General features: G+C 67.2%; 18 protein-coding genes. 5 read left to right on the top strand and 13 right to left on the bottom strand.

Going from position 1 to position 17193, the window contains the following annotated elements; genetic code table 11:
• Nucleotides 1-15 precede the first annotated feature (15 nt).
• The 5 genes from AB0C30_RS29660 to AB0C30_RS29640 are packed head-to-tail and all read right to left on the bottom strand — an operon-like array spanning nt 16 to nt 6405.
• Entirely contained in the window at nt 16-921 is a 906-nt protein-coding gene (locus AB0C30_RS29660) for a dihydrodipicolinate synthase family protein (RefSeq protein ID WP_357950652.1), read from the bottom strand.
• The gene (locus AB0C30_RS29655; protein ID WP_357950649.1) at nt 918-1907 is read right to left on the bottom strand and encodes an ABC transporter ATP-binding protein; all 990 of its coding nucleotides are present in this window, start codon (nt 1905-1907) and stop codon (nt 918-920) included. Before AB0C30_RS29655 ends, AB0C30_RS29660 begins: the two co-directional genes overlap by 4 nt.
• Nucleotides 1900-3834 (bottom strand): dipeptide/oligopeptide/nickel ABC transporter permease/ATP-binding protein, encoded by a 1935-nt coding sequence (locus AB0C30_RS29650; RefSeq protein WP_357950646.1) that lies wholly within the window; start codon nt 3832-3834, stop codon nt 1900-1902. The genes AB0C30_RS29655 and AB0C30_RS29650 overlap by 8 nt, the downstream gene beginning before the upstream one ends.
• Nucleotides 3834-4793, bottom strand: coding sequence for an ABC transporter permease (locus tag AB0C30_RS29645; protein WP_357950643.1), 960 nt, complete (start codon nt 4791-4793; stop codon nt 3834-3836). The genes AB0C30_RS29650 and AB0C30_RS29645 overlap by 1 nt, the downstream gene beginning before the upstream one ends.
• Before the next feature lie 4 nt (nt 4794-4797).
• Nucleotides 4798-6405 (bottom strand): ABC transporter substrate-binding protein, encoded by a 1608-nt coding sequence (locus AB0C30_RS29640; RefSeq protein ID WP_357950641.1) that lies wholly within the window; start codon nt 6403-6405, stop codon nt 4798-4800.
• 190 nt (nt 6406-6595) lie between these two features.
• Here AB0C30_RS29640 and AB0C30_RS29635 point away from each other — a divergent pair, with 190 nt between their 5' ends.
• On the top strand, nt 6596-7306 hold the full coding sequence (locus tag AB0C30_RS29635; RefSeq protein WP_357950638.1) for an FCD domain-containing protein: 711 nt from the start codon (nt 6596-6598) through the stop codon (nt 7304-7306).
• Between the two features lie 4 nt (nt 7307-7310).
• Here the strand turns inward: AB0C30_RS29635 and AB0C30_RS29630 are convergent, their stop codons facing one another.
• A complete protein-coding gene (locus AB0C30_RS29630; RefSeq protein ID WP_357950636.1) occupies nt 7311-7988 on the bottom strand; it encodes an HD domain-containing protein in 678 nt (225 codons plus the stop codon).
• Between the two features lie 71 nt (nt 7989-8059).
• Here AB0C30_RS29630 and AB0C30_RS29625 point away from each other — a divergent pair, with 71 nt between their 5' ends.
• The 3 genes from AB0C30_RS29625 to AB0C30_RS29615 are packed head-to-tail and all read left to right on the top strand — an operon-like array spanning nt 8060 to nt 9911.
• On the top strand, nt 8060-8647 hold the full coding sequence (locus AB0C30_RS29625; protein ID WP_357950633.1) for a TetR/AcrR family transcriptional regulator: 588 nt from the start codon (nt 8060-8062) through the stop codon (nt 8645-8647).
• Complete coding sequence (locus AB0C30_RS29620) at nt 8644-9540, top strand: FAD-dependent monooxygenase (RefSeq protein WP_357950630.1); 897 nt, start codon at nt 8644-8646, stop codon at nt 9538-9540. Before AB0C30_RS29625 ends, AB0C30_RS29620 begins: the two co-directional genes overlap by 4 nt.
• Nucleotides 9471-9911: an NADAR family protein gene (locus AB0C30_RS29615; protein WP_357950767.1), complete on the top strand. Its 441-nt coding sequence runs from the start codon at nt 9471-9473 to the stop codon at nt 9909-9911. Before AB0C30_RS29620 ends, AB0C30_RS29615 begins: the two co-directional genes overlap by 70 nt.
• Nucleotides 9912-9923: 12 nt before the next feature.
• Here the strand turns inward: AB0C30_RS29615 and AB0C30_RS29610 are convergent, their stop codons facing one another.
• From AB0C30_RS29610 to AB0C30_RS29590, 5 genes are all read right to left on the bottom strand, one after another.
• Entirely contained in the window at nt 9924-11123 is a 1200-nt protein-coding gene (locus AB0C30_RS29610; protein WP_357950627.1) for an ADP-dependent glucokinase/phosphofructokinase, read from the bottom strand.
• A gap of 1 nt (nt 11124) precedes the next feature.
• Nucleotides 11125-11985 carry a ketose-bisphosphate aldolase gene (locus AB0C30_RS29605; protein ID WP_357950624.1) on the bottom strand — a complete coding sequence of 287 codons (861 nt, stop codon included), beginning with the start codon at nt 11983-11985 and terminating at the stop codon, nt 11125-11127.
• 53 nt (nt 11986-12038) lie between these two features.
• A complete protein-coding gene (locus AB0C30_RS29600; protein WP_357950620.1) occupies nt 12039-12881 on the bottom strand; it encodes a carbohydrate ABC transporter permease in 843 nt (280 codons plus the stop codon).
• 6 nt (nt 12882-12887) lie between these two features.
• Nucleotides 12888-13691, bottom strand: coding sequence for a sugar ABC transporter permease (locus tag AB0C30_RS29595; RefSeq protein ID WP_357950617.1), 804 nt, complete (start codon nt 13689-13691; stop codon nt 12888-12890).
• Nucleotides 13692-13911: 220 nt separating this feature from the next.
• Nucleotides 13912-15219: a sugar ABC transporter substrate-binding protein gene (locus AB0C30_RS29590; RefSeq protein WP_357950615.1), complete on the bottom strand. Its 1308-nt coding sequence runs from the start codon at nt 15217-15219 to the stop codon at nt 13912-13914.
• Nucleotides 15220-15517: 298 nt separating this feature from the next.
• Between AB0C30_RS29590 and AB0C30_RS29585 the strand changes: the two genes are divergently transcribed.
• Nucleotides 15518-16366, top strand: a complete 849-nt coding sequence (locus AB0C30_RS29585; RefSeq protein WP_357950612.1) for a DeoR/GlpR family DNA-binding transcription regulator — start codon at nt 15518-15520, stop codon at nt 16364-16366.
• 179 nt (nt 16367-16545) lie between these two features.
• Here the strand turns inward: AB0C30_RS29585 and AB0C30_RS29580 are convergent, their stop codons facing one another.
• Complete coding sequence (locus tag AB0C30_RS29580; protein ID WP_357950609.1) at nt 16546-16791, bottom strand: hypothetical protein; 246 nt, start codon at nt 16789-16791, stop codon at nt 16546-16548.
• Nucleotides 16792-16870: 79 nt separating this feature from the next.
• Nucleotides 16871-17092 carry a hypothetical protein gene (locus AB0C30_RS29575; RefSeq protein ID WP_357950607.1) on the bottom strand — a complete coding sequence of 74 codons (222 nt, stop codon included), beginning with the start codon at nt 17090-17092 and terminating at the stop codon, nt 16871-16873.
• Nucleotides 17093-17193 lie beyond the last annotated feature (101 nt).

Below are 17193 nucleotides of genomic sequence, written 5' to 3'. Positions count from 1 at the left end.
CCGCCGACCAGTCTGTTACAACAGACCCGCGGCAGCCAGGTGCTTGCCGATGCGGCCGGTCTCCTCGTCGTTCAGCGGGACCTGCGGCAGCGCGGTGGCCGGGTGGTCGATGACGCCGCGCAGGTGCAGCGCGGCCTTGAAGGCGCCGAGCCCCGACGAGCTGCCGCCCATCCGGTCGCCGCCGACCGTGACGATCTCGAACAGCCGTACCAGCCGCTCCTGCTCAAGCCGGGCCGCCTCCCAGTCGCCCCGCCGGGCCGCCTGGTAGAGCCGGACGTACCCGTGGGGATCCACATTGCCCAGACCGGGCACCACCCCGTCGGCGCCCATCCACAAGGCGGAGTCCACCGTCACCTCGGAACCGGTCAGCACGCTGAACGGCGCCTCGCGGCCCAGGATCACCTGCCGCAGACCGCCGTCGTCCCCGCTCGAATCCTTGACCCCGGCCAGCACCCCTTCGGCGGCCAGCCCCAGCAGCAGTTCGGCGGTCAGCTTGGTGTGCACGGCGACCGGCAGGTCATAGGCGTAGACCGGCAAGCCGCTCTCCGCGCTGATGGTCCGGAAATGGGTGCGGATCTCGGTGGGATGGGTGCGCGTGTAGAACGGCGCCGTCGCCACCAGCCCCGACACCCCGGCCTCGACGGCGACACGCACGTGTTCGAGCACCCGCGGCGTCGTCATGTCGATCACCCCGGCCAGCACCGGCACCCGTCCGCCCACATGACCGACCACGGTGTCGAGCACCACCCGGCGCTGGGCGTCGGGCAGGTAGGCCACCTCCGACGACGACCCGAGCACGAACAGCCCGTCCACCCCGCCGTCGAGCAGGTGATCCACCAGCCGGATCAGCGACGCGGCGTCCACCTGGCCGTCGGCGGTCATCGGGGTGCACACCGGGGGGATCACACCGGTCAATGTCATGGGCGCTCCTGGATCAGTTCGAGGTCGGTGGCTCCCGCCGCCACCGGGTGGTAGCAGTGGAAGAGGTGGTCGGCGTCGCTGCGCGCCGCGGGCCAGGCCGCGCCGCACTCCTCGTCCGCCCGCCAGCATCGGGTGCGGAACGGGCAGCCGCTCGGCGGCCTGGTGGCCGAGGGCACGGCGCCGACCAGCGGGATCGGGTTGATCGGGGAGATCAGTCCCGGCGTGGCGGAGAACAGCGCCCGCGTGTAGGGGTGCCGGGCGTTCAGGGGTACGGCGTGCGCGGGGGTCTGCTCGACGATCCTGCCCAGGTACATGGTCACCACCCGATCGCTCATCCGCCGGACCGTCTGGATGTCGTGCGAGACGAACACCAGCGCCAGCCCGAGCCGCTCCTTCAGATCGAGCAGCAGGTTGAGTATCTGCGCCCGTACGGACACGTCAAGGGCGCTGGTCGGCTCGTCGGCGATGAGCAGGTCGGGTTCGAGGGCCAGCGCCCTGGCGATGGCCACGCGCTGCCGTTGCCCGCCGGACAGCTGGCCGGGCAGCAGGTCGGCGGCGCCGGCGGGCAGGCCGACGAGGTCGAGGAGCTCGCGGACGCGGGCGTCCCGCTCGGCCGGGGTGCCGCGCCCATGCACGTTGAGCGGGTCGCGGAGCACCTTGCTGACGGGCAGCCGCCGGTTGAGCGCCGTGGACGGATCCTGAAATATCATCCCAACGCTGGATCCGATCAGCCCGCGCCGCTCCCCCTCCTTGAGCGCCCACAGGTCCTTGCCCCGGAAGGTCACGGTGCCCGAGGTCGGCCGTTGCAGGCCCACCAGCACCTTGGCCAGCGTGGACTTGCCGCAGCCCGACTCCCCCACGACGCCGACCGTCTCACCGGGACTGACCGAGAGGTTCGCCTCGGTCAGCGCGTAGACGCGGTCCCTCGAGAACACCCCGCCCGAGCGGGCCTTGTGCACGACGTGCACGTCCTTCAGCTCAAGCATGCTGATCACTCCCCACGAGGACGACGGCGGGATGGTGACACGCCACGGCATGCCGCTGGGTGTCCCCCTCCAGCATCGGAGTGTCGGTACGGCACACGTCCGTGGCCATCGGGCACCGGTCGGCGAAGCGGCAACCGGCCGGGAAGTCCGCCGCCGCGGGCACCACACCGGGGATCTGCGTCAGCCGCTCGGCCCCCGACTCCAGCGACAGCACCGAGCCGAGCAGCCCGCGCGCGTAATGGTGGGCGGGCGCGCCGACCAGCGTCGCCGTGGCGCCGGTCTCCACGATCTGCCCGCCGTACATGACCACGACGCGGTCGGTGACGTCGGCGATCAGCGCGAGGTCGTGCGAGACGAGGATCAGCGCGAACCCGAGCTCCGCGCGCAGTTCCAGCAGCAGCTCGATGACCTGCGCCTGGACGGTCACGTCGAGCGCGGTGGTGGGCTCGTCGGCGACGATCAGCTTGGGCTCGCGCGACAGCGCCATCGCGATCAGCACCCGCTGCCGCTGCCCGCCGGACAGCTCGTGCGGGTAGGAGGACAGGGTACGGCGGGCGTCCAGGCCGACCAGCTCGAGCAGTTCGGCCGGTGTCCGGCGGCCACCACGGCGGGTGACCTGCTTGAGCTGGGCCTTGATGGTCATGGCCGGGTTCAGCGACGACAGCGCGTCCTGGTAGATCATCGCCATCTCGTGACCGAGCAGGCGGCGGCGGGCGCGGCGCGGCAGCGAGAGGAGTTCTTGCTGGTCGAAGCGTACGTGGCCGCTGACTCGGGCGTCGCGGGGCTGCAGGCCCATGATGGTCAGCGCGGTCAGCGACTTGCCGCAGCCGGACTCGCCGACCAGTCCGAGGACCTCGCCCGGACGTACCTCGAAGGCGATGCCGTCGACGATGTCCACGCCCTCGGCGAAGCCGATGCGCAGCCGCTCCACCGCGAGGATCGGCGGGCCCGAGGGCAGGGGGCGGGCCCGTTCGGCCAGTCTGCGGGCGGCCTCGGCCAGTCCCGGCAGCTCGACGACCTCGCCCGAGCCCGGCCGGGCCGCCTCGAACGCGTCGTCCTTCTTGATGGCGGCCTTGCGGGTCGCGGGCGCGGCCCAGGCGTCGGAGATGCCCTCGGAGAGGATGTTCAGGGCCAGCACGGTGATCAGGATGAGCAGGCCGGGGAAGACCGTGGCCCACCAGCCGCCGAGGAGCACCATGTTCTTGCCGTCGGCGATGACGCTGCCCCACGACGGGTTCGGCGGGCGTACTCCGGCGCCGATGAACGACAGCGACGCCTCGAACACGATCACGTCGGCCACCATCACCGTGCAGAACACCAGCACCGGCGCGGCGCAGTTGATGGCGATGTGCCGGATCAGGATGTGCGGGGTGCGGGCGCCGATGATCCGCTCGGCCGCGACGTAGTCCTCGCCGTACTGGGCGATCACGTTGGCCCGTACGACGCGCGCCACCGAGGGCATGTAGAGGAAGGCCATCGCCATCACCAGCACCGGGATGCTGCCGCCGAACACCGCCACCAGCACCGCGGCCAGCGCGATGCCGGGGAAGGCCATGATCACGTCGAGGAAGCGCATGATCGTCTCGTCGACGGCCCGGCGGGAGGTGGCCGCGGCGGCGCCGACGACGGCCCCCACGACCAGGGCCAGGACGGTCGCGCCGAGGCCGATGAGCAGCGACCAGCGCGCGCCGTACAGGAGCCTGGACAGGATGTCGCGGTTGGCGCTGTCCAGTCCCATCCAGTGGCTCGCGGACGGGCCGCCGCCGGCGATCTCCTGGAAGTACGGCGAGTGCGGCGCGATCACCGGCGCGAGCAGCGCGGCCAGCACGATCACGGCGACGACGCCCACGGCGATCCACGACAGCGGCCGTAGCCGTCTGAGGTTGACGCCCGGCTTGGCGAGGCGTTCGGTCAGTCCACGTCTCATCAGGTGGCGCTCCTGAGCCTGGGGTTGACCAGCAGGTACAGGACGTCGACCAGCAGGTTGACGACCATGAAGCCGACCGCGACGGTCAGCACGACGCCCTGCACGACCGCGGGGTCGCCGTCGCGCACCGCGTTGATCATGAGCTGGCCCATGCCGGGCAGGCCGTAGATCTGCTCGATGACCACCGCGCCGCCGATCAGGTAGCCGATGCGCAGGCCGAGCACGGTCAGCGGGTTGATCAGCGCGTTGCGCAGCACGTTGCGGCCCACCACCACGATCGGCGGCAGCCCGCTGCCGATCGCGGTGCGTACGTAGTCGCGGTCGAGCTCCTCCACCATCGAGGTGCGGATGATCCTGGTGAGCTGGGCCGCGACCGGCAGTGACAGCGACAGCGCGGGCAGCGTCATCGAGCGCAGCCAGCCGCTCGTCGAGTCGGCGGGGTTGATGTAGCCGCCGGTCGGGAACAGCCCCTCCCCCACCGCGAGCCACTGGATCATCAGCAGCGCCAGCCAGAAGGCCGGGGCCGCCACCCCGATCAGGGACACGACGCGGATCACCTGGTCGGGCCAGCGGTCACGGAACAACGCCCCGGTGACGCCGAAGATCAGCGCCAGCACGACCGCGACGAGCAGGCCGAGCAGCGTGAGCTGGAGCGTCAGCGGCAGCGCGGTCGTGACCGATTCGAGCACCGGCTTCTTGGTGAGCACGCTGGTGCCCAGGTCGCCGCGGACCAGGTCGCCGACGAAGCGCAGGTAGCGCAGTGGCAGCGGGTCGAGCAGGCCGTTCTCGACCTGGAACTGGTGGATCTGCTCGGGGGTCGGGTTCGCGCCCTGGAAGTAGGCGTACTCCGGCTTGCTGTTGGAGAAGCGCATCACGATGAACACGAACGCGGCGACCCCGAGCACCAGCGGGACCAGGACGAGGATCCGCCGGAGGAGCATTCTGACGATGAAGGCCATGGGCTCAGGTGCGCTTGGCCTGGAGGACGTTGATGCCCGGGTATGCCTGCGCACGGATCCCGGTCAGCTTCTTCGGGTCCCAGGCGGTCATCAGCTCGGTGTGGACGACGGGGTAGAGAACCGCCTGCTCCGCGATGAGATCCAGATATTTCTGGACCTTCGCGGTCTTGGCCGCCTTGTCGGGCTCTTTGGTGGCCTCGTCCATCTGGGTGAACAGGGCCTTGGCGTCCTTGCTGTCGCCCCAGTGGCTGTACTTCATCCACAGGCCGCCGGCCACGTAGTTGTAGCGCATGATCAGGTCGGCGTCCATGCCGAACTGGTTGGGGTTCGAGGCCGCCGCGACCACCTGGTAGTCCTGGAACTGGTCCATCTTGGCGAACAGCGCGGCCGTGTCCTGCGGCTCCAGCGTCGTCTTGACGCCGATCGCCTCCCAGGAGGCGGCGATGGTCGGCAGGCAGTCGGCGATCCAGCTCACGTTGACGGCCATCAGGTTGACCGTCAGGTTGGTCACGCCCGCCTCTTTGAGCAGCGCCTTGGCCTTCTCCTGGTCGTAGTCGTAGACGACCGAGGCCCGCTTGTGGTCGGGGTGGCCCTCGTTGAGGAAGGAGCTGGAGGCGGTGCCGTGCCCCTTGAGGGCCACGTCGATCAGCTTCTTCTTGTCGATGGCGTAGTGCAGCGCCTGGCGTACGCGGACGTCGTCGAACGGCTTGGTCCCGGTGTTGAACATCAGGAACATGTGGTTCATCCCCGCGCCGCCCTCGACGCTCAGCCCCTGCTGCTTGAGCTGCTCGACGTTGGCGTACGGAATGTTGTCGGCGATCTGCGCCTCGGCCGAGCCGCCGGAGATCTTCGCGACGCGGGCCGCCGCGTCCACGATCGTCAGCCAGTTCATCTTCTTGACGGTCGCCGGGCGCGGCCCGTTGTAGTCGGCGAACGCCTCGAAGGTGGTGTTGCTCTTGGGGTTGTGCGCGGTCTGCTTGTACGGCCCCGAGCCGACGGCCTTGCCGGTCTTGGCCTGGTCCCAGGCGCCCGGCTGGCTGAAGACGTGCTTGGGCATGATCTTGGCGATGGTCAGCCTGGGCGCCGCGTCGGGGAAGGCGAACTTGAAGACCAGCTCGACGTTCTTGTCGTCGATCTTCTTCACTTCCTGGAGCCAGGACTTGAAGAAGTTGCCGGTCAGCACGTTGGCTTCCGGGTCGAGGATGCGCTGGAAGGTGAAGACCACGTCGTCGGCGGTCACCGGCTGGCCGTCGTGCCACTTCGCGCCGTCGCGGAGGGTGAACTTCCACGAGGTGGCGTTCAGGTCCGTCGGCAGCGCGGTCGCCAGAGCCGGGTACGGCTCGCGGGTGATCGGGTCGGTGTCGAGCAGGCCCTCGTAGACGTGCTGGATGCCGGCCATCGCGAAGGCCGAGGCCGTCTGCGTCGGATCCCAGCTCTGGTCGTTGCCATAGCCGATGACGGCGGTGATCAGGTCCTTGTTGGATCCGGCGCCGACCGAACCGGTCGAGGCCGGGCCACCCGAGCAGGCGGAGAGGGTGGTGGCGATGAACGCCGCCGCACCCGTGGCCCCGCTGTAGCGCAGGAAATCACGGCGGCTGAACTCAGAGCTCACGGATGCCTCCTGGGGGTTGGTGCAGATCCTGCGATCCGCATTAGGCCGCTTCGTTACGGTCCTAATGTAGAACGTGGGACATCCCATGTCCTATGTTGTGCGTAGGGTGGACGCTATGGGCCGGACCCGGTTGAGGTCAACAGGAGATTTCCGGAATGTTACCTAAGCGCTTACGACGAAGGGATTTTTCATGACCACTGTCCCGCGCCCGCGGCCCAGCCGTGCCGTCGAGGCCCAGGAGGGCGTCAAAGAGCTCATCCTCCGGCGCGGGCTTGTGGCGGGTGATCCCCTGCCCACCGAAACCGAGCTCATGGAAGAGCTCCAGGTCAGCCGCAACTCCGTCCGGGAGGCGCTCAAGGCGCTCCAGGCCGTCGGGATCGTCGACATCCGCCACGGCTTCGGCATGTTCGTGGGCCGGATGTCGCTGGCCGGGCTGGTCGACGAGCTGGCCTTCCACAGCCGCATCACCCTCCAGGACGGCAAGAGCCACCTCACCCACCTCACCGAGATCCGCGAGATCCTGGAGGCCGGCCTGGTACAGCGGCTCATCGACCTGGGCCCCGAGGCCGACCTGACACCGGTGGCCGACGTGATGGCCCGCATGGAGAGCGAGGCGCTGGTCGGCGACGTGTCACCGGAGACGGACCGGCTCTTCCACGACCTGCTCTACCGCCCGCTCGGCAACCCGCTGGTCAGCCAGCTGCTCGGGGCGTTCTGGGACGTCTACCACCAGCTGCGCGACCAGCTCGGCACGCCCGACGAGCCCCCGGCCGACGTGGCCAAGCGGCACCGCGACATCTACACGGCCGTGCAGGCCGGTGACAAGACCGCGGCGGTGGCGGCGGTCTTCGCCCACTTCGACGGCGTCCGCAACCGGCTGGCCCGCCTGCACACCCGCTGAGGGGTTACTCCGATTCGAAGGCCCGCCAGTCGTCCCGCCAGTCGGCGAACCAGCGGGCGAACCACGGTGACGTCGCCGCCAGCGGCACGATGTGCTCCACCGTCTCCCGGTGGTATCGCCGCTGGAAGTCCGCCGGCACCCGGTGCAGCTCCTGCACGTTGCTCACCCGGTCGGCCAGCTTGACCAGCACGGCCTGCGGCGGCGCTGCCGCCAGCCCCCGCAGGTAGGCCGCTTTCACCGCCGCCTTCGCCGCCGCCCTCGCCGCTGCTTTGTCCTGCCCGGCGGCCACGCCCGGCTCGTCCTGTGGGGCGGCCACGCCCGGCTCGTCCTGTGAGGCGGCCACGTCGGGCTTGGTCACCCAGGCGACCAGCTCGGCGACGTGCTCTCCGAACCGCTCGGCGATCTCCGCGCGGGTGCACGGGGTGTCCTCGACCACGTCGTGCAGCACGATCGCCACCAGCACGTCCGGGTCGCGCACCGCCGCCCCGCGCACCGCGACCTCCAATGCCTCCAGCAGATGCTCCAGGTAGGGCACGCCGGTCGGCCGCAACTGATCCCCGTGCCGCAGTTCGGCGAAGGCCACGGCCTCCTCCAGCATCACGACCGTCTCCCCCGGCAGCGCCGCGGCCAGCGGTCGCTCGGCGTCCCGCCAGGATTTCCAGCTCGTGAAGATCTCAGTCATGCCTCGGATGCTATCCTCTGGTCAATCGCCTTGGACGATCGCCCAGGGCGTACGTCCAAACGGAGGAGTCCATGCCGGGACCCAAGTCGGCGGACCAGGGGCGCGAGGTGCGCGGGCGGCTGCTGCGCGTGGCCGCGGAGCTGATCGCCGAGCGCGGCTGGTCGGCGGTGAGCACGCGGATGCTCGCCGAGCGCGCCGGGGTCACGCCCGGACTGGTGCACTACCACTTCTCCTCGGTGCACGCGCTGCTCACGGAGGCCGCCATCGGCACCATGCGGGGCCTGGTCGAGGGGGTGGGCCCGCTGCTGGAGCAGGCCGGCACGGCGGAGGAGGCGCTGGACCTCATGCTCGCCACGCTGGACGAGCACGACGGCCGCGACCCCATGTCGCTGCTGTTCACCGAGACGTACTTGGCGGCCACCCGCGACGAGACGCTGCGCCGATCGCTGGCCGAGGTGATCAACGCCTTCCGCGACCGGCTGGCCTCGCGGCTGGCCGCCCAGGGCGTGGCGGCGCCGGACCAGACGGCGGCGGTGGTCGCCGCCGCCATCGACGGCCTCATGCTGCACCGGGCCTTCACTCCCGACCTGACCGCCCCGGCCGTCGCCCCCGTACTCAGACGGCTCCTCGACAGAAGGGAGCTCTCACGAAAGCCGTGATCTGCGGTGCCGGCATCGGCGGGCTGGCCCTGACCCAGCGCCTCGACGCCATCGGCTGGGACGTGGTGGTGCTGGAGCGGTCCCCCGGCCCCCGCACCCAGGGCTACATGATCGACTTCTTCGGTCCGGGATTCGACGCCGCGGAGGCCATGGGCGTACTTCCTCGCCTGCACGAGGTGGGCTACGTGGTGACGAAGATGACCTACCGCGACGAGGAGGGCCGCCGCCGCTCCGGGCTCGGCTTCGACCAGTTCGCCAAGGTGGTGGACGGCCGCCTGATCAGCATCATGCGCCCCGACCTCGAACGGTCCCTGCGCGAATATCTCTCCGACCGCGTCGACCTCCGCTACGGCGCCGCGCTCACCGGCGTCGAGAACCACCCGGACGGCGTCCGGGTGACCGTCGGCGGCGACACGCTGGAGGCCGACCTCCTGGTGGGCGCCGACGGCATCCACTCGACGGTCCGCGGCCTGGTGTTCGGCGAGGAGCGCGACTTCCTGCGCCACCTCGGCTTCCACACGGCCGCGTGGATCTTCACGGACCCGGAGGTCCGGGCCGATGCGGTAAAGCCCCGTCAACAGATCACGATCTTCCCCGGGCTTTTCAGCCGCTCCAAGGAACGCGTCCGCACGCGGCACGCCTCGGCCGTTGGCGGATCCGAGCGCGACTGTGGGACGGTGTGGGCGTGTCCGACGAACTCCCCCGCATCGCGCTTCCCCAGACCGTGGCCGAGGCGATCGCCGCCGAGCAGGCGGGCCAGGTTCTGCGCTATCTCTTCTTCTGGGGCCATCGCCCGGCTCGCGGCGGCGTCGGCCCCGGCTGCCTGTCCCAGTGGTGGCCGGTCACGTTCAGCGAGGACGGCCACACCTTCGCCTCCGCCGAGCACTACATGATGGCTCACAAGGCGTGGCTGTTCGACGACCACCAGACCGCCGCCGAGATCCTCGCCGCAGGTCATCCCGGCGAAGCCAAGAAACTCGGCCGGGGCGTGCGCGATTTCGAGGAGGACGTCTGGAACGCCCACCGCTTCGACATCGTGGTCCGCGGCAACCTCGCCAAGTTCGCCCAGCACCCCGAACTGGCCGACTTCCTGCTCGGCACCCGGAACCGGGTCCTGGTCGAGGCCAGCCCCCACGACCGGATCTGGGGCATCGGCCTGACCGCCAACGACGAGCGCGCTGCCTCCCCGGTGACTTGGCAGGGCCTGAACCTTCTCGGCTTCGGCCTGATGTCCGTACGGGACACGCTCGCCGCGGCTTCGTAGGCGCGGGTCAGCTCATGTGCTTGACCGGCCCTGGGCGACCGCGGCCAGGAAACCGCCGACGAACGCGTCGCCGAGCCCGATGGTCGTGGGTGCGGCGACGTCAAGGTCGAAGCCGGGCAGGCAGCGAACGACCTCGCCCATTCGGTCTTCCAGCGCCGCGGCGAACTCCACTGACTCCGGTCGCCTTGGCCGGTTGCGCATGAGTTCGTACTGGTGCTCTGTGTAACCATCGCCGTGGGAGTAACGGGTGCTGGCGATCACGATGCCCTCGTTCAGCGGCTCCGCGTACTCGCCGGCTCTCTCGCCGAATGCCGCCGACCAGTACTTGGTGTGCACAACCAGGGTCGGCGCGGGGATGAGAGCGCGCAGCGATTCGAGGGCGCGGGCCACCTCCGTCACGGAGAGCAGGTCGACGGCGTAGCCCAGGTGCAGCTGCAGCTCGTCTTCGTTCAGTCCGTAGACGTCGATGACTTCCAGAAGCGCGTCGCGGACCAATTGGCTGTGGCCCGGCTCGTGGAATCCGGCGTCCTCGTAGTAGACGACCGCCTCGGCCGGCAGCTGTCGCATGTGCTTTCTCAGCGTGGTGAGACGCCGGTCGAGTTTCTGCTGGTCCCTGATCGCGTTGAATCCCGAGATCAGAAAGACCCGTGCGTCGCGGAGCAACGAGCCCAGCTCATCACTCAGCAGCATGGACTCGTTCGCCGGGTCATTGACGTAGATCAACCTGTTCGGGAACGGCGCCCGGATGTCGATGTCGCCTGCTCGAACCCGCAGGTCCTGGTCGTACTGCACGATCAGGTGCGGATAGAGGGTGTCCCGGTCGCCGCTGCAGATGTAGTCGCAGCTTGCCGGCAGCAGGCGGCGGACGATGTCGTTGAGACTGACCAGGTGCAGGGTGGAGGGTACGCCGAGCCGGCTCATCTCCAGCGCCGCCCGGACGGAGGTGCCGCCCAGAGTCGTTCGTTTGGGGAACCGCCCCGCGAACGCGCTCAGGCATTCGGAGGAGGCGACGAAGTGCTCGCCTCCTCCGCCCTTTTTGAGGTAGGTGAGAATCGAGATGACCAGCTCGCGCTCATCGGTCACGGTGACCGATGACGTCAGCTCGGCATTGTGGATCTCATACTCGTCGACCAGCTGCTCCAAGACCGCCGAGGACAGCTTGAGCTCGTAGTCGACGCATCCCCCCAAACCCAGGACCACATGGCTGGCCATGTCAGTAGAGAGACGCCTTGCCGGTCGCTTCGAAGAGGTCGATCTTCTGCGCGGCCACGACCTTCATCGCCTCGATGCACGGCGGCTGGATGGAGTTCGGCTCACGCAGGCTCTCATCGGCCAGGACTTCGCGCATCTTCATGTGGTAAGCGAGCTTGATGTCACTGGAGATATTGATCTTGTTGATGCCGAGCTTGACCGATTCCGCGATCTCCTCGTCGGGGTTGCCCGAGCCGCCGTGCAGCACCAGGGGGATCCTGACCCGGTCCTTGATCTCCTTCAGCAGGTCGAGCTTGAGCTCCGGCTTCAGGGTCTTCGGGTAGATGCCGTGATAGGTGCCGATGGCCACGGCGAGGCTGTCCACCCCGGTCTCCCGTACGAAGGTCACGGCGTCCGCCGGGTCGGTGTAGATGATCGCGTCGCTGCCGTCTTCGGCCTCGTTGTCGGTCTTGCCGATCGTCCCCAGCTCCGCCTCGACCGACAGGCCGACCGCGTGCGCGGTCTCGGTGACCTTCTTGGAGAGCGCGACGTTGTCCTCGAAGGACTTCATCGAGGCGTCGATCATCACCGAGGTGAAGCCGATCCGGATCGCGGTCAGCATCTCCTCATAGGTCGCGCCGTGGTCCCAGTGAATCGCGATCGGCACGGACGAGCGATGGGCCCGCTGGGTGATCGCGGCGATCACGTCCACTCCGAGGTGCCGCACCTCGTCGGGATGGATCCCGACGATGAGCGGCGCGTTCTTCTCTTCGCTGATGTCCACGATGCCGTTGAACATGGCGTAGTCGCTGATGTTGAAGGCGGGCACCGCGAAGTTGTTTTCGTGCGCGGCGGCCAGGAGCACCTTGCCGGTCGTCAGCATTACTGTATTTCTCCTCTGAATAGTTGATTATGCCGCGGGACGGGCATGATGCGTCAGGTCTTGACGGCACCCGAGGTGAGGCCGCCGATGAATCGCCGCTGGAAGATGAGGAACAACAGGAGCACCGGAATGGATCCCAGAATGCTCATGGCCATCATCTGGTTCCACTCGTAGGAGTGCTGGCCCATCAACAACTGAATGCCGATGGGGACGGTTCGCATGTCGTCGGTACGGGTGAGGGTCAGCGCGAACAGGTATTCGTTCCACGAGATCATGAAGGTGTAGACGCCCACGGCGACCAGCCCGGGAACCGAAATGGGCACCAGGATCCGCCAGAGAGCCGTCCAGCTCGACGCCCCGTCCACCTTGACGGATTCATCCAATTCCCGGGGCAGGGTATTGAAATAAGCGGTCATCATGATAATCGCATAGGGCAAGGTGAAGACCATGTGCGTGAGAATCAACCCCGCATAAGTATTATACAGGCCGAGCCCCACCACGAGACCAAAGTAGGGAATGACGAGTGTGATCGGCGGCACAGCCTGAACACTGACGATCACGACGTTGATGGATCGCTTCAACGGGAAGTTGTAGCGGCTGAATCCATATGCCGCGAGTATCGCCACGAACAATGTCAGCACCGTCACCGACAGCGCGACGATGTAGCTGTTGATGAAAAACCGCAACTCGGCCGCGTCGCCCAGGATCTTCGCGTAGGCGTCGAACGAGAAGTTGTCGGTGATCAGCCGTGGCGGAACCTGGAAGACTTCTCCATTGGTCTTGAACGACGTCGACAGCATCCACACGACCGGCAGGCCGGCGAAGAGCGCGCCGACGATCAAGCCTGCGAGCACGGCGCTCTTCGCGTAGAGGCGCCGCCTTTTGCGGGTGAGCACGGGTGATCACCTCTCCTTTTGCAGGCGAACGTAGAAGACGGCCAGAATCATCGTGAGCAGCAGGACTATGACGGCGGCGGCGGACGCGGTGGCGAACTCGTAACTGCTGAAGGCCTGCTTGTAGGTGTAGGTGCTGAGCATCTCGGTGACATTCAGCGGGCCGCCGCCGGTGGTCATCCAGATGAGGGCGAACTGCTGAGAGGTCCAGATGAGATCGAGCACGGCCATGCTCAGGAGCACCGGCTTCAACTGGGGAAGCGTCACATTGCGGAACTTGCGGTAAGTGGTCGCGCCGTCCACGGAGGCCGCCTCGTACAGAACGGGCGAGATTCCCTGCAATCCGGCCAGGATGCTGATCATGAAGAAGGGGAAGCCGGCCCAGATGTTGATGAAGGTCAACGCCCAGAGCGCCATGTTCGGGTCGGAGAGCCAGCTCACTTCCGCGCGCAGTACGCCGATCGTGGTCAGGATGTAGTTGACCACCCCGGACGGGTCCAGCATGAGCCGCCAGATGACCGCGATCACGGCGACCGTGAACAGCCAGGGCAGGATGTAGACGATGCGGAAGATGGCTTTCGTCACTCCGCCCAGCAACGGCGTGTTGAGCATCGTCGCGAAGGCCAGCCCGAGGCCCAGGTGCGCGACCGTGCTCAGAGTGATGAAGATGAACGTGTTCTTCAGCGCGGCCAGGAAGTTGGGATCGGTGAGCACCGTGGTGTAGTTGGCGAGACCGGCGAAGACCGGATTCTGCTCGACGATCACGTTGTCCTTGAACGAATAGCTGACCACCATCGCGATGGGGATGATCATCAACACAAAGATCAATATCAGCGTCGGCGAGAGATAGCCGTACGGGACAACACGCTGTACGGGGAAAGGCCGCGTACTTCTTCGTCGGCTCACAGGGGATTCCGATGCCGATGGTGCGGCTCCCGGGGAGGCCGCGGGATCGAGTTTCGCGGTGTCCATCGATGTCTCCTTGGTTCGGGGCCGCGCCGCACGGTCGGCGCGGCCCACGAAGTGCGGAAGGTCAGAGCACCGGCGCCCAGGCCTGTTGCGCCTTGTTGAGGGTGTCGTCGATGCTCTGCTTGCCGGTGAGCAGGAGCTGCAGTTGCTCGTCGAAGCTGCGCATGAGGTCTTCGGCCTTCGGCAAGCCCACGAACTCGTTGGCGGGGTAGCCCGCCTTGTAGATGTCGAAGGCCGTCTTGAACAGCGAGTCACTCTTGCTGAAGTCCGGCTCGGCCGTCTTGTTGCCGGGGAAGCCCTTCGCCAACGTGCTCAGCTCCGCGTTCGCCTTCTTGTCCATCAAGAACTGGACCAGCTTGAACGCCTCGGCCTTGTGTTCGGAGGAGTCGGCGACGCCGATGCCCCAGGACGCGTACGGGATGCCGCGCTTGCCGGTGTAGCCGTCCTGGGCCGGGATCGGCACCACCGTGAAGTTCAGCTTGGGATTGTTCTTCTTGATCAGCGTGATGTGAGCCAAGGAATCGATCATCATGCCGACCTGGCCGGTGGAGAACTTCTCCACCTTGTCCTGCTCTTTCATGGTGAGCGATCCGGGGGCGATGACACCCGCGTCGTTCAGGCTCTTGACGTACTCAACGGTACTCTTGACGCCCTGGCCGGTCAGGTCGGGCTTGCCGTCCTTGGTGAGCATGCTGCCGCCCGATGCCCACAGCCATGACATCACGTCATTCTGAATGCCGTTGGGGACGGCGGTGTCGAGTGGCAGGGCCCAGCCCTTGACGTTGCCGCCGAGCGCGCTGATCTTCTTGGCCGCGTCCAGAAACTCCGTACGTGTGCTCGGCGGCTTCTTGACCCCCGCCTTCTCGAGCAGATCGTTGTTGACGAACAGGGGGTAGACGAAGTTCACCACGGGGATCATGTAGGTCTTGCCCTTGACCTGGATCTGGCTGGCGAGCTGGCTCGAGTCGTACTTCGCACTCGCCATGAGCTCGGACAGGTCGGCGATGGCACCCTGCTTGGCGAAGTCGCTCACCCATGCGCCGTCGAGGCCCACAACATCAGGCAACGTCCTCGACGCCGCTCCGGACACCAACTGCTGCTTGGTGGACGCGTACGGACCGCTCAGCAGTTTGACCTTGATGTTCGGGTTCTGGGCGGTGAATTCCGTCATGAGCTTGTCGAACGATCCCGCCGGTAGCTCCGGCGCCCACCACTGCGCGAACTCAAGCGTGACAGGGCCGCCGCCGCTTGATCCCGCGCTGGTTCCCGAGTTGGAACCACACCCCACGGCCGTGGCGCTGAGCACCGCCACCGCCACCACCCCGAGTAGTCGCCGTGTCCGGCCCTGCAACCGGGTGCTGCCTCCGGTCATCGCGACCTCCTTGCTGTACAGGTGTTACCGCTCTTTGCCGGTTTCCGCCACATTAACAACGCGTGACGTCGCCTCACAAGACCTAGCAACAGCAAAGTTCCGCTAGAAACCGCACAGTTCGGCAAAGAAAAGGGAAGAGACGCACAGTTGCGGGTGGATCGCAGCCCCCAAGCCCGCGGAGTAAGCAGCATCTCGCCTGGAAGAAGCAGTGTTATGCGGTAGTCTGCAGTTCTAGGACCTGTATCACCCCTCTGTTGCGTTGATCCACAACGCAACTACCGCAGAGATGGGAGGGTCAGTGACCCTTGACGAAGAGGATCGGCAGCGTCGTCTACCCGCCGGACGTAAAGCCCAACTGGCGGCATACGTCGCAGAGACCGGGCAGGTCACGGTCAGCGCGCTCGCGGAGCGCTTCGGCGTCTCCATCGACACGATCCGCCGGGACCTGGACCAGCTGAGCGCCGACGGCGTCCTGGTCCGCACCTATGGCGGAGCGGTCAGTCAGTCGACCCTCTCCCGGGTCGACCGGGCCGTGGACGTGCGGCTCAAGATGGAGGAACGCGAGAAGGAGAAGATCGCGGTACTCGCCGGGTCGCTGGTGGAAGACGGGTCCATCGTCATGATCAATGGCGGTACGACCACTCTCGCCGTGGCCCGGAACCTGCGTAACCACCGGGACCTGACAGTGGTGACGAACAGCCTGCTCGTACCCCCGGCGCTGCCGTCCTCGGCGGTCCGAGACGTGTACGTCGTCGGCGGCGCGGTCCGCACTCTCACGCTGGCCACCATCGGCCCCGTCAGCTTCCGGGCGTCCGGCGGAAGCGAGCTGGACATCAGCTGCGATCTGGCGTTGATCGGGGTCGGCGCCGTTTCGGCGGCCGCCGGCTACACCACGAGCAACCTCGCCGAGGCGGCGATGATGCGAGAGATGATCTCTCGGGCGGCGCGCGTGGCGATACTGGCTGACTCCTCCAAGTTCGGTCGCCGACTCTTCGCCCAGGTGGCCGAGCTCGGTGGCGCCGACTACCTCGTCACGGACTCCACCCCGCCGCCTGATCTTTTGGCGGCGCTGAAGGAGAACGAGGTAGAGCTGATCACGCCGGAGACCGTCGAAGGCGCCCCTGAAGCCCATCAGGATCCCCAGTAGTTCGTGCACCGCTGGCCGTTCCTTCCTCCCCCGCCGCCTCGCACAGGATCCGGAGGACAGTCGATACGTCGATGCGGTCCATGGCGCTCCTCGTCTCTGGGTGGGGGTCTGACCTGGTCGGCCGTCGTCTGAGTGGGGTCTGACCTGGTCAGTCGCCGTCTGAGTGGGGTCTGGTCTGGTCAGTCGTCGGACGCGGTCAGCACCAGGGCGGAGTGGAAACCCCCCGTGCCACGGGCGAGGACCAGCGCGAACGAGACGACCTTCTCAGTGGTGTGCCTGCTGAACTGGAACGTGCGCGTCACGACACCGTCGTCGTACGTGTTGAAGCCGGTGTAGAAACCCTGGGCCTGGTCGCGGGCCAGGAGGAGTGACACGAGATCCGTGTCGAGGGCGTCGACCTTGACCGAGTGCAGGCGCTCTCGCACGATGTACAGGGACTGGGCGTTGATCGCGGTCCGGAATATCGCCGTGACTCCCCGGCTCGCCTGACCGCGGCAGAACTCCTCATAGTGGCGCGCGTCCTCGGCCGTCGCCTCTTTGATGCGCCCGGCGGTCGAGCTCTGGAAGCAGCGAGAAGTACGAGCCGTAGATCCGAGGTGATCGGCTGATCACGGGCCGCACCGCGTAGATGTCCCCGAGCTTCCCGATGACCTGCTCGAACGCGCTCGCCAGTTCGGCACCCGTGCCCCGGCCCACCGCCAGGCCGATCTGCACCTTGCTGCCCATGCTTTGTCCTCATCGTCGGTCGGAAGGATCCGCGAGTACTGAGGGCAACCTCACCAGGCGCCATCGGAACGCCATCGACTCCGGGAAAATAAGACTGATCC

Origin of the sequence: Nonomuraea sp. NPDC048901 (assembly GCF_040649695.1) — a bacterium.
Lineage (GTDB): Bacteria > Actinomycetota > Actinomycetes > Streptosporangiales > Streptosporangiaceae > Nonomuraea.
This window is presented reverse-complemented; position numbering and strand designations above follow the sequence as displayed.

What these genes read in the sequence shown, in the direction of transcription:
- AB0C30_RS29660 (WP_357950652.1), bottom strand. Translation starts at nt 921, where the DNA reads ATGACATTGACCGGTGTGATCCCCCCGGTGTGCACCCCGATGACCGCC.
- AB0C30_RS29655 (WP_357950649.1), bottom strand. Translation starts at nt 1,907, where the DNA reads ATGCTTGAGCTGAAGGACGTGCACGTCGTGCACAAGGCCCGCTCGGGC.
- AB0C30_RS29650 (WP_357950646.1), bottom strand. Translation starts at nt 3,834, where the DNA reads ATGAGACGTGGACTGACCGAACGCCTCGCCAAGCCGGGCGTCAACCTC.
- AB0C30_RS29645 (WP_357950643.1), bottom strand. Translation starts at nt 4,793, where the DNA reads ATGGCCTTCATCGTCAGAATGCTCCTCCGGCGGATCCTCGTCCTGGTC.
- AB0C30_RS29635 (WP_357950638.1), top strand. Translation starts at nt 6,596, where the DNA reads ATGACCACTGTCCCGCGCCCGCGGCCCAGCCGTGCCGTCGAGGCCCAG.
- AB0C30_RS29630 (WP_357950636.1), bottom strand. Translation starts at nt 7,988, where the DNA reads ATGACTGAGATCTTCACGAGCTGGAAATCCTGGCGGGACGCCGAGCGA.
- AB0C30_RS29625 (WP_357950633.1), top strand. Translation starts at nt 8,060, where the DNA reads ATGCCGGGACCCAAGTCGGCGGACCAGGGGCGCGAGGTGCGCGGGCGG.
- AB0C30_RS29610 (WP_357950627.1), bottom strand. Translation starts at nt 11,123, where the DNA reads ATGGCCAGCCATGTGGTCCTGGGTTTGGGGGGATGCGTCGACTACGAG.
- AB0C30_RS29605 (WP_357950624.1), bottom strand. Translation starts at nt 11,985, where the DNA reads ATGCTGACGACCGGCAAGGTGCTCCTGGCCGCCGCGCACGAAAACAAC.
- AB0C30_RS29595 (WP_357950617.1), bottom strand. Translation starts at nt 13,691, where the DNA reads ATGATCATCCCCATCGCGATGGTGGTCAGCTATTCGTTCAAGGACAAC.
- AB0C30_RS29590 (WP_357950615.1), bottom strand. Translation starts at nt 15,219, where the DNA reads ATGACCGGAGGCAGCACCCGGTTGCAGGGCCGGACACGGCGACTACTC.
- AB0C30_RS29575 (WP_357950607.1), bottom strand. Translation starts at nt 17,092, where the DNA reads ATGGGCAGCAAGGTGCAGATCGGCCTGGCGGTGGGCCGGGGCACGGGT.